Raw genomic sequence first — 16,849 nt, forward strand, 5'->3', positions numbered from 1 at the left:
CGCGCTGCGGTTCGACGCAAACCACTTTGCGGGGAGGTCCGGTCGATGCAAATGGATACAACCCAACCTTCCGCGCCACTGATCGCCCTGATCGCCGGTGAAGATTCCGGCGATCAACTGGGCGCCGATCTCATTGCAGCCTTGCGCCGGCATTATCCCGACGCGCGATTTGTCGGCATCGGTGGCAGCCGCATGCAGAGCCAAGGTTTCGAATCCTGGTACGACATTCGCGAACTTTCGCTGTTCGGCTTTGCGGAAGTGGTCCGTCATCTACCGCGATTGCTCAAACTGCGCAAAGAACTGGTCGCGCGTTTGATCGCTGAAAAACCGGCGATCGTGGTCGGCATTGATGCGCCCGATTTCAATCTGGGCGTCGAGCGGCGACTGAAACACGCGGGCTTGCGCACTGTTCACTACGTCAGCCCGTCGATCTGGGCGTGGCGCGAAAACCGCGCGGAAAAAATCGGCCAAAGCGTGCACCGTGTCCTTTGCCTGTTTCCGATGGAACCACCGATCTACGCGCGTCACGGCATCGACGCACGTTTCGTAGGTCATCCGCTGGCCGACCGCTTTCCGCTCGTTTCCGATCGCGTGCCGGCGCGCCGCGCGCTGCAATTGCCGCTGGATGTCCCGGTACTGGCGTTGTTGCCGGGTAGCCGCGCGTCGGAACTCGAGCGCATGGGCTCCATTTTTCTCGATGCGGCGCGGCGCGTCGCCACGGCGATGCCTGGATTGCGCATCGTGATCCCCGCCGCGAACTCGCGTGCGCTCGCCACGCTCAAGACCATGCTCGCGCGCGGTCCGCACGACGATGCGTCGCCCATCCTGCTCGACGGTCACGCGCACGAGGCCATGCTCGCCGCGGACGTCGTGATGCTTTCCTCCGGTACCGCCACGCTGGAAGCGATGCTCGCCAAGCGTCCCATGGTCGTGGGCTATCGCGTGTCGCCGATGAGTTATCGCATCGCGCGCGTGCTCAAGATGCTCAAGACCGATGTGTACGCGCTACCGAACATCCTTGCGCGCGCCTGCGGGATGGGCAAGAACGTCACGTTGGTGCCTGAGTTGATGCAGGACAATTTCACCGCCACCAAACTCGCGAACGCCGCGTTCGAACTGTTCCGCAACAGCGAGCGGCGCGGCGCGATCGTCAACGCATTCGAACAATTGCATGAAGCGTTGCGCGGACATCTGCCCGGCCATGCCGGCGATCATGCGGCAGATGCGATTGTCGAACTGATCGACGCGAACGCCACGACAAACCGTTGATCCGTTCGAGAGCGTATGAAACGTAACGATTCTGCCAGTCGTTTATCCGCTCGCATCGCGCAAGCGCTCGTCGCCGGCGTCGACGAAGCTGGGCGCGGGCCGTTGGCGGGACCCGTTGTGGTAGCCGCGGTGGTGCTTGATCCTCAGCGCCCTATCGACGGATTGAACGATTCGAAAAAGCTCAGCGAAGCCAAACGCGAACAACTGTTCCCGTTGATCATCGAACGCGCCCTCGCTTATCACGTGGTCATGGTCGAGCGCGAAGAAATCGATCGCATCAACATTTTCCAAGCCACAATGATCGGCATGACCCGCGCGGTGTTGGGTTTGACACCCGCCGCGACGGAAGCGTTGATCGACGGCAACCATCTGCCGAAAAACCTTCCCTGCCCCGGACGCGCGATTATCGGCGGCGATGCGCTGGAACCGGCGATCAGCGCGGCGTCGATTCTGGCCAAGGTGAGCCGCGACCGTCTCATGGTGACGATGGACGCGCAGTTTCCAGGCTACGGTTTCGCCGAGCACAAAGGCTATTCCACGCCGGCACACCTGGAAGCGCTGAAACGACTGGGACCTTGCGAACAGCATCGACGCAGCTTTGCGCCGGTGAAATTGCTGGTGGATCAAGGCCAGCTTTTCTGAGCGGTACACACGCGGAAAAATAGCGCGTTGTTCATCTTCCTATGCAACCTTACCTATTGTTCCTGCATCGGAGCAGGTATAGGAATGGATTTGCAAAGTCGCTGCGTTCTTAACGTCAACAACATCGCAGCCACTGTCCCGCAAGGACGCCATCGTTAGCCATCCGGTGCCCGAACTCCCCATCCGACACCGGGTTTCGTGGAGGATGCCATGATGCTTTCTTTCCGCCGCCGCCCAGCACAAAAACCGATCGCCAAGGACCCGTCCGCCGCCACGGCCGAATCGACGCCCGACAAGGTCGATATCCAAGTGCGCCATCTCGACTACGACCGACAGCCGCTTCGCGTGGACAGTCTTTCTCACTACAACGGAACGCTTTTCGAGGACGAGCGGTTTCACGTGCATTGATTTGGATCGGGAAACGAGGAGCTCGCCGGGAACATGATGTTCCCCATTCCCCGTTTCCCGCACTTGTCAATGCTTGCCCGCGCCCAGACGGCTCGCTAGGCTGAGCCATTGCTTCGCGTGCGAGCCATGTCCGTCCGTTTCGCTCATCTGCATCTGCACAGCGAATATTCGCTGGTCGACTCGACCATCCGCATCAAAGCGCTGGTGGCTGCCTGCGTGCAGGCGGGCGCGCCCGCTGTCGCGCTCACCGACGAATGCAACATGTTCGCCCTGGTGAAGTTCTACAAGGCTTGCAGCGCGGCGGGCATCAAACCCATCGGGGGCTGCGACCTGTGGATCAGCGCGCCGGACGATCCGCGTCCCTGGCGCATGACGCTGCTGTGTCAGAACCACGACGGGTACCTCAACCTCTCCCGCCTCGTCTCACGCGCCTGGCGCGAAGGCCAGCAAGGCGGCCGCGCGCTGATCGACGCGTCCTGGCTTACGCCGCATACAACCTCCGGACTGATCGCGCTACTGGGGCGCGAAAGCGAGGTGGGCCGCATCGCATCCCATCAAGGCACCGACGCGGCTGCGCCGCGCCTGCAACTGTTGACCGATCTGTTCCCGGAACGCCTGTATCTGGAACTCACCCGCAGCGGTCGCGAAGGCGAAGAAGCGTGGAACAACGCGGCGCTTGCGCTGGCGACCACGCTCAACCTGCCGGTGATCGCCAGCAATGATGTGCGCTTTATCAAGCAGGACGATTTCGAAGCGCACGAAGCGCGCGTGTGCATTCATCAGGGCCGCGTGCTGGCCGATCCCAAGCGGCCGCGCGACTACAGCGACCAGCAGTACCTGAAAACGCCGAAACAGATGGCCGAGCTCTTCGCGGATATTCCCGAAGCGCTGGAAAACACCATCGAACTGGCCAAGCGCTGCAACCTGGAACTCACGTTCGGCACCTACTACCTGCCCGACTTCCCGGTGCCGGCGGGCCACGATCTCGCCAGCTACATCCGCGAAATCGCGCGCGACGGTTTGAAAGAGCGCCTCGAACACGCGCCGCTCGCGGCGGGCTACACGCTGGCCGATTACGAGGCGCGCCTGGAGCGCGAGCTGGACGTCATCATCAAGATGGGCTTTCCCGGCTACTTCCTGATCGTGGCGGACTTCATCAATTGGGGTAAGCAGAACGGCATTCCCGTAGGCCCCGGACGCGGTTCGGGCGCAGGTTCGCTAGTCGCGTGGGTGTTGAAGATCACCGATCTGGATCCACTGCAATTCAACTTGCTGTTCGAGCGATTCCTCAATCCCGAACGTATTTCCATGCCGGACTTCGATATCGATTTCTGCATGGACCGTCGCGACGAAGTGATCGATTACGTCGCGCGCAAATACGGCCGCGATCACGTCAGCCAGATCATCACTTACGGTTCGATGGCGGCGAAGGCTGTGCTGCGTGATTCCGGTCGCGTGCTCGGCATGGGTTACAACGCCGTCGACAAGATCGCCAAGCTGATTCCGCCGCGCCCGCTCGATCTCACGTTGTCGTGCGCGCTCGGCCGCTCGGAAAAAGCGCAGAAAGAACCCGACCGCGTCGTGAAGGAATTCTGCGAACTTTACGCGCAAGACGAAGAAGCCAAAACGCTGATCGATCTCGCGCTGAAACTCGAAAGCCTTACGCGCAACGCGGGCAAGCACGCGGGCGGCGTGGTGATCGGTCCGAAACCGCTCACCGAATTCGCCCCGCTGTACTGCGAACCGGGCGGCGCCGGCGTGGTGACGCAATACGACAAAGACGACGTCGAAGCCGTCGGCCTGGTGAAGTTCGACTTCCTCGGCCTGCGCACGCTCACGATCATCGATTGGGCCGTCAAAGCCATCAACGAGCGTCGCGCGAAAAGCGGCGAAGAGCCGCTGGATATCGCTGCGCTGCCGCTCACCGACGTGCCCACGTACGAATTGCTGAAACGCGCGCAAACCGTGGCCGTGTTCCAGCTCGAATCCTCCGGCATGCAACGCATGCTCAAGGATGCGAAGCCCGACCGCTTCGAAGACATCATCGCGCTGGTGGCGTTGTATCGACCGGGCCCGATGGACCTGATTCCCAGCTTCGTCGCGCGTAAACACGGCCGCGAAGACGTGGAATACCCCGATCCGCGCGTCGAACCTGTTCTGAAAGAGACCTACGGCATCATGGTCTATCAGGAGCAGGTGATGCAGATGGCGCAGATCGTCGGCGGTTACTCGCTCGGCGGCGCCGACCTGCTGCGTCGCGCGATGGGTAAGAAGAAACTCGAGGAAATGGCGAAGGAACGCGCCAAATTCCGCGAAGGCGCCGCCAAGGACGGACTCAGCGGCGAAAAAGCCGACGCCATCTTCGACTTGATGGAAAAATTCGCGGGTTACGGCTTCAACAAATCGCACGCTGCCGCATACGCCTTGGTGTCGTATCAAACCGCGTGGCTGAAAGCGCACTACCCCGCCGAATTCATGGCGGCGACGATTTCGTCGGACATGGACAACACCGACAAGGTGGTGACCTTCCTCGACGAATCGCGCGCCATTCAACTCAAGGTGCTGCCGCCGGATGTGAACGCGTCGGAGTTTATGTTCGTCGCGGTCGAGCCCAAAGTGATTCGCTACGGCCTCGGCGCCATCAAAGGTGTCGGACAAGGCGCGTGCGAATCCATCGCCGACGAACGGCGCAAAGGCGGGGCGTATAAGGATCTGGCCGATTTCTGCCGCCGCGTCGATCCCACCAAGCTCAACCGCCGCGTACTGGAAGCGCTGATCCTGTCAGGCTCGCTCGACGCCCTGGCGCCCACCCGTGCGAGCCTGATGCTGCAGTTGCCCGACGCCATCAAGGCGGCGGAACAGCATCTGCGCGACCGCCAATCGGGCCAAAACGATATGTTCGGATCCATGATGGGGGCGGCCGTCGCTCCCGTCGTACATGTCGACCTGCCCACCGCCCCCGAATGGCCGCTCGAGCAGAAACTGCAAGGCGAGCGCGAAACGCTCGGGCACTACTTGTCCGGCCACCCGACCGATCCCTGGCGCGAAGAACTGGCCCAACTGGCCACCTGCCCACTCGGCGAAATCGCCGACCGCTACCAGCCGCCCCGCCCCCGCAAGACCGATGGCGACGAGAACCGCTTCCGACGCGGCCCAGACACGCCCTGGACGGTGGCCGGCATGGTGGTGGCCGTGCGCAAGCGCGGCGATAGCGACGCGTTTGTGCGCCTGGAGGACGGCACCGGCATCATCGAAGTCAGCTTCTTCGGCGAGCTGTACCAGCAAGTCGCCCCGCTGCTGACCCGCGACGAGATGCTGGTGGTCGAAGGCGGCCTGCGCATCGACGAGTTTTCCGGCGGCGGCTTCCAGGTTCGCGCCCGCAGCGCCTACACGCTGGCCGACGCCTGCCGACGCTTCGCCCGGCTGCTGAAGGTGAAGGTCAATGGCATCGGCCCCGATTTCATCGCGCAGTTCCGCCAAGCCCTGGCCGGGCATCGCGGCGGCAACGCCAGCGTGCTGCTCAGCGGCTATCACAACGCCATCGCGCAGGCGGACTTCGAATTCGGTCAGGAGTGGAAGGTGCACGCCATTCCCGAGCTGTTGCGCGCCGTGCGCGGTATGCCGGGCGTGCTTGGCGCCGGTGTGCGTATCGTCAAGTCCACGGACTAGCGAACTCCCTCTCCCCCAAGGGGAGAGGGACAAAAAGAATTACGCCATACGCCGCCGTTCCCGCCCCGTCACCCTCCCCAGGTATACTGCGCCGCTTCTGTGCCACCTCTTGTCCGAATGAATCCCAATTTCCTCGATTTTGAACAACCGATTGCCGAGCTGGAGGCCAAGATCGAGGAGCTCCGGCACGCAAGCAGCGGACAGGCTTTCAATATCGACGAAGAGGTCGGCCGTCTTCGCGAGAAGCTCAAGCTCAAGACGGCGGATATCTTCCGCACGCTGACGCCGTGGCAGATCACGCAGTTGTCGCGCCATCCCGGTCGTCCGTACACGCTCGATTACATCGGCGTGATGTGTGATGAGTTCCACGAACTGGCCGGCGATCGCGCGTATTCCGACGACGCGGCCATCGTGGGCGGCATCGGTCGCATCAACGGACGTTCGGTCGTCATCATCGGCCATCAGAAAGCACGCGACACCAAAGGCAAGGTCCGCCGCAATTTCGGCATGCCCCGGCCCGAGGGTTATCGCAAAGCGTTGCGTCTGATGAAGCTCGCCGAACGCTTCAAACTTCCGCTGTTCACCTTGATCGACACGCCAGGCGCCTACCCGGGCGTTGGTGCGGAAGAACGCGGACAGAGCGAAGCCATCGCGCGCAATCTCTTGGAAATGGCCGAGCTGAAAGTGCCGATCATCTGCACGGTGATCGGCGAAGGCGGCTCCGGCGGCGCGCTCGCGATCGGCGTCGGCGATCGCACTATCATGCTGCAGTACTCCACATACTCGGTGATTTCGCCCGAAGGCTGCGCATCGATTCTCTGGAAGAGCGCCGAGAAAGCCAAAGACGCCGCCGAAGCGCTGGGCCTGATCGCTCCGCGTCTGCTGGAGCTGGGCCTGATCGACAAAGTCGTGCGCGAACCGTTCGGCGGCGCGCATCGCAATCCTCATTCGATGGCCGTACGCCTCAAAGCCGTGCTGCTCAACGAACTGGACGCGCTGGAAGCGATCCCCGTGCCAGAACTTCTCGAACAGCGCTATCGCCGCTTGCGCAGCTACGGCGCCTACAGCGAGTAAGCGGACGGCGCAGCGTCGATGACATCGACCTGCGCATGCACAGATCGCCTCGGGGCGAGGCGCTATGATCCGCTTCGCCCACTCCGCAGGAGGCCGCCATGGCCAGCGACAGTATCAAGCTCGCCGTCCTGATCGATGCCGACAACACGCAACCGGCCATCTCCGACGGTCTGCTGGCTGAGGTTGCGAAATACGGCACCGCGCATGTCAAACGCGCTTACGGCGATTGGACCGGCAACCAGCTGAAGAGCTGGAAAGAACAATTGCTCACGCAATCCATCCAACCGATTCAGCAATTCAGTTACACCAGCGGCAAAAACGCCACCGACTCGGCGATGATCATCGATGCGATGGATCTCTTGTACACCGGCCGCTTCGACGGCTTCTGCATCGTTTCCAGCGATAGCGATTTCACGCGGCTGGCGGCGCGCATTCGCGAATCGGGTTTGATCGTCTACGGTTTTGGCGAACGCAAAACGCCAGAGCCGTTCGTCGCCGCGTGCGACAAATTCATCTACACCGACATTCTCGCCGCCAAGCCCGACGAAGAACAGCCGCTCAAACCGCGCGCGCCGGCGCAATTGAAAAAAGATGGCGGCCTGATCAACCTGCTGCGCAACGCCATCAACGCCGCGTCCGACGACGAAGGCTGGGCGGGGCTCGGCGGCGTCGGTTCGATCATCACCAAACAGCGCCCGAATTTCGACTCTCGCAGTTACGGTTACGGGAAGCTCAGCGATCTGATCGCGGCGATCGATTTGTTCGAGCTGGATCGACGCAGCCCCGGCGAAGGTCGCCCGAAGGCGATCTATGTACGCAACAAGCGAAAATCGACGAGTGCCGCGTGAATAGTGACGCGACTTTGCTTGATACGCTGCAGCAGGCGTTGCGCGAGCATCCCGAAGGCCAACTTTGCGTGGCTTTCAGCGGCGGCCCCGATTCGACCGCCGTGCTGCACGCCTTGGCACACATGCCCGAAGCGCGCGCACGGGGCTTGCGCGCCTTGCACGTGGATCATGGACTGCATGCGGAAAGCGCGCGTTGGTCCGCGCATTGCCGCGCGTTCAGTGCTGCGCTCGGGCTCACGTGCGACGTGTACATGGCCAAGGTCGATCGCTCCGGCGGCATCGGGTTGGAAGCGGCTGCGCGACACGCGCGTTATGAAATCTTCGCAGCTCACCTGCACGCGAACGAACGCCTGGTTTTCGGTCATCACCAGGATGACCAGATGGAAACCGTGCTACTCAAACTGCTGCGCGGCGCAGGGCCGGAAGGTCTTGGCGGCATGCGCAGCGAACGTCCGCTCGGTGAAGGCATCGCGTGGCGACCGCTCTTGAATGTGCCGCGACGCGTCTTGCGCGACTACGCCGACGCACACGATCTCGCGTGTATTCACGACCCTTCCAACGACGACCGGCAACTTGCCCGCAACCATCTGCGTCACGAAGTCATTCCGCTGCTGACATCGCATTGGCCGCATGCCGCGATCTCCGTTACGCATAGCGCGATGCTGTGCCGCGCGGCGGCCGATACGTTGCAGCAGGATTGGCTGGTCGCCTTCGAGATGTTGCGCGACGACACCACCAACAGCCTCAACGCACCCGGTTGGCTTGCGCTGCCGCCGGCCTTGCGCGACCCATTGCTCGCGCATTGGTTGCATGCCCAAGGCCTGACCGCGCCGACCACCGCGCAACGACAACAGATCGAACGACAATGCACGGCACAGGAAGGCCAATTGCCGTGCATTCAATGGCCCGGCGCCGAAGTGCATGTATGGAAAAATCGCTTGTGGGCGCTGACGCCGCGTCGCACGGCGCCAACGCAAAACGCGTTGCCTTGGCAAGGCGAATCGCTATCGCTGCCCGATGGCGGTTCGCTGACACTGAAACCGCATGCGCAGCTTCCTCTTGCGTTGAGTGTTCGCTGGCGCAGCGGCGGAGAGCGAATCAAACCGGCTGGCGATCATCACACGCGCGATCTTCGTTCGTTGTTCCAGACGGGAGCCATTCCACCGTGGCGGCGTGACGTTTGTCCGTTGCTGTACGAAGGCGATGAACTGATCGCGGTGGCCGATCGCTGGTTGACGGCGCGTGCGGAAACTCTCTTTCGCGAAGCAGGCGGCCGGCCGCATTGGCGACCCGGCCGCTAAGGCATGCTCAATGCCCGGTTTCGCTTTCCATCGGCGGAGCAGCCGGTGCGATGGCTGCGCCCGTCACGCGGCGGTTGACGAAATACATCAACACGAACGACAGCAGCGTGGTGCAGACAAGCACGTCGCCCAGTATTTCGAAATGCAGCAGGCGACCGTCGCTCGCTTGCGCCACCACCAAGCCACCGAGCATCGCCGCAAGACCACCCGACATTTGCTGCAACGACGAACTGATCGACATGTACGCGCCGCGGTCGGCCGGTTTCGGCAACGCCGACATCAATGCCGACGACGAAATCATGCGCGAGAAAATGCCGATCTGTAGCAACGCACTGATCAGGATCAGCATCCACAACCCAACATTCGACATGCGCGTGTAGATCAACACCATCACAATCGTCGCCGCGCAACCGAACGCGAACACTCGGTACTTGCCGAACGCGTCGCTGGCTCGCCCGATCAACGGGCCCATAAACGCCGAGACCAGCCCCGTCACCAGATACACGATCGACAGCTGATCCACCGAAATGCCGACGTTATGCACGATAAACAGCGTGGAATACGGCATCAGCAAAAAGCCGCCGATGGTCAACATCGCGGTGGTCGCAAAACCGATCAGATAGGGGCGCGTCGTGAGCGTTTGCAGCAAGTGATGCAGCGGATTGCGGTCAGGATGCAGGGTCAGGTGCGCATTCACCGGGCGCAGTCGTCCAAAGATGATGCCGCCGACCAGCGCACACACGGCCACGATCAGGAAGAACGGGGAATTCCAGCCCCAACGACTCGACATCCACAAGCTCAGCGGCAAGCCCAGCACCGTGCTGGCCGCGAAAGCCGTTTGAATAAATCCCATCACGCGACCGCGCATCGAGAGCGGAAAGAGATCCGTGACGATCGCCATCGACGCCGCGCTCACCACACCGGCGAACAAACCCGTCACCATGCGCGCCAGCAGCAGCGTGATGTAGGTATGCGCCAACGCGCAAAGCAAAGTGCCTGTCATGAAGCCGGTGTAGAAGATCAGCAGCAGTTTCTTTCGATCGAAGCGATCGGCGAAACCCGCCGCGAGAATGCCCGACACGCCAGCCGCGAACGCATACGCCGACACCACGTCGCCGAATTGGCCGGGCGTGATGTGCAACGCCGGCGTGACCAGCGCGCCCAATGGCGCTAGCAGCATGAAATCCAGCACGATGGTGAACTGCAAAAACGCCAGCACGGCCACCACGAATTTCTGATAGCCGGAAAAACCCGTGCCGCCCGATCCGGCGGTTTGTATCGACGAACTATGGGTCACAAAAAGCTCCTAGGGCACATCGATGCCGAATGCCGGGGGACCTGGGGACAGTAACGCACGATATAACTTCGATATATCGAAATCAAGTACCCCGAGAACTAACGAAAGACATACTCCCGACGTAGTGTCGAATAATCCGCATGGCTACATCACATCGACGAGCGATTGCGATTGATTCCGACATGTCGCTGCGTTAGCGTTGCCGGCCATGGCCAAACCCACTTCCGCACCCGCCCAAACGCCCCCCGTCGCCGACTTCGAGCACTCGCTCGACGAACTGGAACAACTGGTCGGGCGCATGGAGGGTGGCGAAATGAGTCTGGACGAATCGCTGAGCGCCTTCGAGCGAGGCGTTGGCCTGTATCGTCACTGCCAGCAGGCGCTCGACCAGGCTGAACTGCGCGTGCGCCTTCTGCTCGATCCAGACGCGCCGGACACCGCCGAACCGTTCAAGCCCGAAGCGTAAGAGCGGTTTTCTTGTTTGACGCAATCCGACGGGCGGCGCATCGGCCGCCCCTCTTGGCGCATCGGTTACTTGATGAGCCGCAATGCAAACGGATAGCGATAGCGCACGCCTTCGTTGGCCTTCATCCCTGCAACAACCGTGAGCACTAGCCACGCAATCCAAATGATCACCCACATCGGAATCGCGATGATCAATCCGATGCCGAAGGTGACGATGGAAAGAATCAGCAGCACCAGCGTCGCGATCGCCACAGTGATATTGAAATTCAGCGCTTCCTTCGCCTGATCATTGACGAAAGGCATGGTGTCTTTCTTCACCAGCCAGATCACCAACGGACCGATGAAACAGGCCCAGCCATGGCCGAACGTAACGGTAACCAAGGCGCCCAGCAGCGCGGAGAGGTGAGCCATCATGGCCCAGGTGCGCTCTTCGGCCGGGATGTCCCCACCGTAGGGTTCGCTCGGTGGAGGCGGTACAACGGACTCGGGCGGAACGCTCATACGCATCTCCTTTCAAGTCGTGCAAACGCCGGCCAGTGCCGGTGTTTGCATCCTAGCAGCCGGCGCAATGTCCTGCCGTGGTGCTTGTGGCCTACTTTTGTGAACGAGCGCCGCGTTATTCGCCTGCGATGGTCATGCGATCGAGCAGAATCGAACCGGTCAGCAGATGCGAACGTTTGTCCACGTCGCCACCCACCGCCACGATGCCCATAAACATCTCGCGCAGATTCGCCGCGATGGTGATTTCTTCCACGGGATAAGCGATTTCCCCGTTTTCCACCCAGAAACCCGCCGCGCCGCGCGAATAATCGCCGGTAATGGTGTTGACGCCCTGCCCCATCACTTCGGTGACCAACAAACCGGTGCCGAGGCGACGCAACATGCCGCGGAAATCGTCTGCCGCACCGCCGTCGCCGTGACCGGGCTCGACCACCAGATTGTGAATGCCGCCGGCGTTGCCGGTGGACTCCAGGCCAAGCTTGCGCGCGGAATAGCTGCCGAGGATGTAACGCGCCAACACACCGTTTTCGACCAGCACGCTATCGCGCGTCGCCACGCCTTCCGCATCGAACGCGCCCGATCCCTGACCGCGCATCACATGCGGACGCTCGACGATGTTGAGCCACGACGGCATCACTTGCTTGCCGGCGTGATCGAGCAGAAAACTTGCATGGCGATACAGCGCGCCGCCGCTGACTGCGCCGATCAGATGTCCGATCAAACCGCGCGCAATCTCCGGCACAAACATCACCGGCGATTGCTGCGTCGACAAACGGCGCGCGCCGATGCGCGCCAAGGTGCGCTCCGCAGCTTTATCGCCAAGCGCTTTGGCGTTCATAAAATCACTTGCGCTGCGCACGCTGTCGTACCAGTAATCGCGTTGCATGCCCGATTCATCGCCTGCGATCAACGCGACCGACAGCGAATGCCGCGTACCGCGCTCGCGTCCTACGAAACCATGCGAATTGGCGTAGACCGAAACGCTTTCTCCCGCCTGCACGCTCGCGCCATCGGAATTGGTGATGCCGGCGTGCGCGCGGCCGGCCGCTTCGATCTCCTGACCGAGCGCGATCGCATCAGCGGTATCGATCGCCCATGGATGCCACAAATCGAGATCGGGAAACGTCGTCGCCATGCGCGACGCATCGGCCAAGCCGGAAGCCTCGTCTTCTTCAGTAAAGCGCGCGATGGCGCAAGCCTGATCAAGCGTCGCCTGAATGGAATCGGCGTTGAGATCGGCGGTACTCGCGGAGCCTTTGCGTTTGCCGAAATAGACAGTCAGACCGAAGCCACGGTCGCGCGTGTGTTCGACCGTTTCCACCTCGCCCAAACGCACGTTCACATTGAGTCCGGTGTCGATGCTGGCGGAGACCTCCGCCTGCGTGGCGCCGGCGGCACGGGCGCGGCGGATCACGTCTTCGGCCAGTTCGGACAGTCGGTCGAGTTCGCGCTGGCTGGCGTCCTGGCTGGTCACAACATCGCTCACGTGAGTTTCCTGTAGGGCTAATGGATACAATAGGCAGACATGGGGCCGCCCAAGCCCGTTGCCAATGCTCAAACCCCCAAGGTTGCCACAGGAGCGGCCATGTCCATAGCCACCGGCATCTATCGTCACTACAAAGGCCAGAGTTATCGCGTGATCGGCACCGCCCGGCACAGCGAAACCATGGAGGAGCTCGTCGTCTACCAGGCGCTGTACGGCGATTACGGCCTGTGGGTGCGGCCGGCGACGATGTTTGCCGAAACCGTGGAGCTGGAAGGCGAGCCTATCCCTCGCTTCGCCCTGATCGATGCCACGCCGCCTGTCGATTTCGCACAGATGGCCGACCGGAAAACACCGTGACACGCACTTACACCGACGACCCCGACCACGACTACGGCCCGACGCGTACACAACAGCGGCGCGATGCATTGGCCGTGCTGGCTTTCGCTATCCAATTGTCGGAGCTTCCGGCCAGCAAACTCGCCCGCGCCAACTTGCCGGAAGACGTGCTGCGCGAGATCGAAAATCTGCGCCGCATCACTTCGAATATCGCGCGCAAACGTCAGCTCGGTTTTCTAGCCAAAGTGATGCGCCGTCACGAGGACGAAGCGTTCGAAGGCGCACGCGCGCTGCTCGGCGAAAACCGCGATCAACAACGCAAAGAAACCGCCGCGATGCATCGACTGGAAGCGATGCGCGAACGGTTGTTGGAAAACGACGACGCGCTGCAAGGACTGATCGATCAGCATCCCTCGATCGATCGTCAGCATCTGCGCTCATTGATTCGCCAAGCACGCACCGAACGCGATGCGAACAAACCGCCGCGTGCGTATCGGGAGATCTTTCAGCTGCTGAAAGAACTCCCAGAAAGCGACACGCAATAGGCCTGCACCGCCAAGAAAGTTCAATACGCCCCACCATCATTCCGGCGAAGGCCGGAATCCAGTTCAGACAAACAGTGCGTAGCACTCGACATAAAACATGTCATGTGTGCTTCGCACGACGTATTTAAACTGGATTCCGGCCTTCGCCGGAATGACGGTGGAGCGATAGTTACGTTTACGGCAAGACGAAATCGCTCGCTACGCCGTAGCTGAAGAAAGCATCAGGACGCAGTACCACCCACGGTCATGCTTTCCACGCGCAAGGTCGGCTGACCCACACCAACCGGCACACTTTGCCCGTCCTTGCCGCACACACCGATGCCTTCGTCGAGCGCGAGATCGTTGCCGATCATCGACACGCGCGTGAGCACATCGGGGCCGCTACCGATCAACGTGGCGCCTTTTACAGGCGCGGTGACCTTACCGTCTTCGATGAGATACGCCTCGCTCGCGGAGAACACAAACTTGCCGTTGGTGATGTCGACTTGGCCGCCGCCAAAGTTCACCGCGTACAAACCCTTCTTCACCGAACGGATGATTTCCTGGGGATCGTGTTGACCGTTGAGCATGTACGTATTGGTCATACGCGGCATCGGCAATTGCGCGAACGATTCGCGGCGGCCGTTGCCGGTGGGCGCCATGCCCATCAAGCGCGCATTGAGCTTGTCCTGCATATAACCTTTGAGAATGCCGTCTTCGATCAAGGTGGTGCACGAGGTGGGCGTGCCTTCATCGTCGACGCTGAGCGAGCCGCGGCGACCCGGCAAGGTGCCGTCATCCACCACGGTGACGCCTGGCGCGGCAACACGTTGACCGATGCGGCCGGCGAACGCAGAACTTCCCTTGCGATTGAAGTCGCCTTCCAAGCCGTGTCCGATGGCCTCGTGCAACAACACGCCCGGCCAACCGGGGCCGAGTACGACCGTCATCGCGCCAGCAGGCGCATCCACCGCATCGAGATTGACCAACGCCTGGCGCACGGCTTCATCCGCAAACGCGGTGGCGCGACCGTTCTCCAACAATTCCCGATAACCATAACGACCGCCACCGCCTGCATAACCTTGTTCGCGTCGACCGTTCTGCTCGACGATCACTTGCACGCTCAATCGCACAAGCGGACGCACGTCCGCCGCGAGCGTACCGTCGGAGCCGGCGATCAGCACGGTATCGAGCGTGGCGCTCAAGCTCACGATCACTTGCTTGACGCGCGGATCGCGCGAGCGTGCGTACGCATCCACTTCGCGCAACACCGCGATCTTGTCGGGATTGGGCAGGCTTTCCACCGGATCGATCGCCGGATAAAGCGGCTTGACGCCATGCAACGCCAGCGGCTTGCCGGCGCCGTTGCCGCCATGCGCAATCGCCCGCGCCGCCTTGGACGCCTCCAGCAACTGCGGCAGCACGATTTCATCCGAATAGGCGAAACCGGTTTTCTCGCCGCTGATCGCACGTACGCCCACGCCTTGTTCGATGGAATGGGCGCCGTCCTTCACGATCCCCTCCTCCAGCACCCAGGATTCACTACGCGAATGCTGGAAATACAGGTCGGCGGCGTCGATCGAAGGCCCCATCAGCTGGGTGAACACGCGATCGAGGTCGCCGGTAGCGAGGCCGCCGGGGGTAAGCAGGCGACTTTCAGCCTGGGCGATAAGTGAATTCATGAAAGATGGCCAGCGCTCTTAGGGTTAGTAGGACCGATCTGGGGTCGGGCCACCCAGTTTAAAACCCGCACGGGCACGCGGTCGATGTAGCCGCTACGATGGATCAAACGCGGGCGCCCGCCCGTCCGTCTGCCTGTGAAGGAACACCATGAGCGACACGCCCAAACCGGATTTGCTGGAAAAAATCATCGACCGCACGCTGAAAAGTCCGGTCGAAGAAACGCGCGAGTTGCTGCGCAGCGACGGCGAGCTCAAGCCTGGGCAAGGCACGGTCAGCAGCGTGATTGCGCTCTCGCTCGGCATGCTGTGCCTGCTCGCGGTTTTGGCGTTCCACTTTCCGCAATATCTAACCACGCCGGATCTGCGCCACAAGTATTCGGTCGATGTGCTGCGGCAATTGCTGCTGGTTGGATTGCTGGTGGCCGGCGGCTTGTCGTTGGCCAATGTGATTTTGGGGCGGCGGCGCCAGATCAGCATGGTCGCGTTCGCGTTTGTCGTCATCGCTACCGCGTTGGGCGGATCGCGCGTGCCGGTCGGCAACTTTCCCGATCACACACCGTATATCGGGTTGGATTGGTTCATTCTGGATTTGCTGGGCTCGACGCTTATTTTCGTCGTGATCGAAAAATTGTTTCCGCTCTACAAGCGGCAAGCGATCTTCCGCAAGGAGTGGCAGACGGATCTGAAGCATTTCGCCGTGAATCACTTCATCGTCGGCTTGGCCTTGTTGACGGTGAACTTTTTGCTGCATCACTTGTTCGGCGGACTGCTCAGCAGTTCGTTCCAGCAATATGTGCAACACGTGCCGTTCCTGCCGCAATTACTGCTGTGCATTCTGGTGGCGGACCTCGCGCAATATTGGACGCATCGCGCGTATCACGAAGTGCCGTTCCTTTGGCGGTTTCACTCGGTGCACCACAGCGTAAAAACTATGGATTGGCTGGCCGGGTCGCGCCAACACATGCTTGAGCTGATCGCCACGCGCGTGTGCGTGCTCGCACCGCTTTATGTGCTGGGTTTCAGCGAAGGCGTGATGAATGCGTACATCATCGTGGTCGGCTTCCAGGCGGTGTTCAATCACGCCAACGTGCATTTGCCATGGGGACCGCTGAAATATATTTTCGTGACACCCAATTTCCATCACTGGCATCACGCATCCGACGACGAAGCGATCGACCGCAATTACGCGGCGCATTATGCGTTCCTCGATTACATCTTCGGCACCGCCGTCATGTCGAAGAATAAATTTCCGCAGAAGTACGGTGTCGTCGGCGATTACATGCCGGACGGTTTTATCCGGCAGCAACTCTTTCCCTTTCGCGGCAGCACCAAGCCGGTCGAATAAGC

Annotated in this window: 15 protein-coding genes; 11 read left to right on the forward strand and 4 right to left on the reverse strand. The window is 61.2% G+C overall.

What is annotated here, in order from left to right; translation table 11 throughout:
* Positions 1-51 precede the first annotated feature (51 nt).
* From lpxB to tilS, 7 genes are all read left to right on the forward strand, one after another.
* Positions 52-1,269, forward strand: a complete 1,218-nt coding sequence (gene lpxB, locus L0U79_RS16305) for a lipid-A-disaccharide synthase (RefSeq protein WP_233843931.1) — start codon at positions 52-54, stop codon at positions 1,267-1,269.
* A gap of 15 nt (positions 1,270-1,284) precedes the next feature.
* The gene (rnhB, locus tag L0U79_RS16310) at positions 1,285-1,911 is read left to right on the forward strand and encodes a ribonuclease HII (protein WP_233843296.1); all 627 of its coding nucleotides are present in this window, start codon (positions 1,285-1,287) and stop codon (positions 1,909-1,911) included.
* 210 nt (positions 1,912-2,121) lie between these two features.
* Positions 2,122-2,319 carry a hypothetical protein gene (locus L0U79_RS16315; RefSeq protein ID WP_233843297.1) on the forward strand — a complete coding sequence of 66 codons (198 nt, stop codon included), beginning with the start codon at positions 2,122-2,124 and terminating at the stop codon, positions 2,317-2,319.
* Between the two features lie 126 nt (positions 2,320-2,445).
* The gene (dnaE, locus tag L0U79_RS16320) at positions 2,446-5,988 is read left to right on the forward strand and encodes a DNA polymerase III subunit alpha (RefSeq protein ID WP_233843298.1); all 3,543 of its coding nucleotides are present in this window, start codon (positions 2,446-2,448) and stop codon (positions 5,986-5,988) included.
* Positions 5,989-6,105: 117 nt separating this feature from the next.
* Entirely contained in the window at positions 6,106-7,062 is a 957-nt protein-coding gene (locus tag L0U79_RS16325; RefSeq protein WP_233843299.1) for an acetyl-CoA carboxylase carboxyltransferase subunit alpha, read from the forward strand.
* Between the two features lie 98 nt (positions 7,063-7,160).
* Positions 7,161-7,910 (forward strand): NYN domain-containing protein, encoded by a 750-nt coding sequence (locus L0U79_RS16330; RefSeq protein WP_233843300.1) that lies wholly within the window; start codon positions 7,161-7,163, stop codon positions 7,908-7,910.
* Positions 7,907-9,211 carry a tRNA lysidine(34) synthetase TilS gene (tilS, locus tag L0U79_RS16335; protein WP_233843301.1) on the forward strand — a complete coding sequence of 435 codons (1,305 nt, stop codon included), beginning with the start codon at positions 7,907-7,909 and terminating at the stop codon, positions 9,209-9,211. The genes L0U79_RS16330 and tilS overlap by 4 nt, the downstream gene beginning before the upstream one ends.
* A 7-nt stretch (positions 9,212-9,218) precedes the next feature.
* Here tilS and L0U79_RS16340 read toward each other — a convergent pair whose 3' ends face one another.
* Positions 9,219-10,508, reverse strand: coding sequence for an MFS transporter (locus tag L0U79_RS16340; protein ID WP_233843302.1), 1,290 nt, complete (start codon positions 10,506-10,508; stop codon positions 9,219-9,221).
* A gap of 208 nt (positions 10,509-10,716) precedes the next feature.
* On the opposite strand from L0U79_RS16340, the gene L0U79_RS16345 reads away from it, so the two are divergent.
* A complete protein-coding gene (locus L0U79_RS16345) occupies positions 10,717-10,974 on the forward strand; it encodes an exodeoxyribonuclease VII small subunit (protein ID WP_233843303.1) in 258 nt (85 codons plus the stop codon).
* Positions 10,975-11,039: 65 nt separating this feature from the next.
* Here the strand turns inward: L0U79_RS16345 and L0U79_RS16350 are convergent, their stop codons facing one another.
* Together L0U79_RS16350 and pmbA are read right to left on the reverse strand one after the other, a co-directional pair.
* Positions 11,040-11,474: a DUF4870 domain-containing protein gene (locus L0U79_RS16350; protein WP_233843304.1), complete on the reverse strand. Its 435-nt coding sequence runs from the start codon at positions 11,472-11,474 to the stop codon at positions 11,040-11,042.
* Positions 11,475-11,589: 115 nt separating this feature from the next.
* Positions 11,590-12,960 (reverse strand): metalloprotease PmbA, encoded by a 1,371-nt coding sequence (gene pmbA / locus L0U79_RS16355; protein ID WP_233843305.1) that lies wholly within the window; start codon positions 12,958-12,960, stop codon positions 11,590-11,592.
* Between the two features lie 99 nt (positions 12,961-13,059).
* Here pmbA and L0U79_RS16360 point away from each other — a divergent pair, with 99 nt between their 5' ends.
* Positions 13,060-13,317, forward strand: coding sequence for a DUF1653 domain-containing protein (locus tag L0U79_RS16360; RefSeq protein WP_233843306.1), 258 nt, complete (start codon positions 13,060-13,062; stop codon positions 13,315-13,317).
* On the forward strand, positions 13,314-13,841 hold the full coding sequence (gene yjgA / locus L0U79_RS16365) for a ribosome biogenesis factor YjgA (protein WP_233843307.1): 528 nt from the start codon (positions 13,314-13,316) through the stop codon (positions 13,839-13,841). The genes L0U79_RS16360 and yjgA overlap by 4 nt, the downstream gene beginning before the upstream one ends.
* 221 nt (positions 13,842-14,062) lie before the next feature.
* On the opposite strand, the gene tldD is transcribed toward yjgA, so the two are convergent.
* Positions 14,063-15,502, reverse strand: a complete 1,440-nt coding sequence (tldD, locus tag L0U79_RS16370) for a metalloprotease TldD (protein WP_233843308.1) — start codon at positions 15,500-15,502, stop codon at positions 14,063-14,065.
* Between the two features lie 148 nt (positions 15,503-15,650).
* Between tldD and L0U79_RS16375 the strand changes: the two genes are divergently transcribed.
* The gene (locus tag L0U79_RS16375) at positions 15,651-16,847 is read left to right on the forward strand and encodes a sterol desaturase family protein (protein ID WP_233843309.1); all 1,197 of its coding nucleotides are present in this window, start codon (positions 15,651-15,653) and stop codon (positions 16,845-16,847) included.
* Positions 16,848-16,849: the final 2 nt, after the last annotated feature.

Origin of the sequence: Dyella sp. 2HG41-7 (assembly GCF_021390675.1) — a bacterium.
Classification (GTDB): Bacteria; Pseudomonadota; Gammaproteobacteria; order Xanthomonadales; family Rhodanobacteraceae; genus Dyella_B.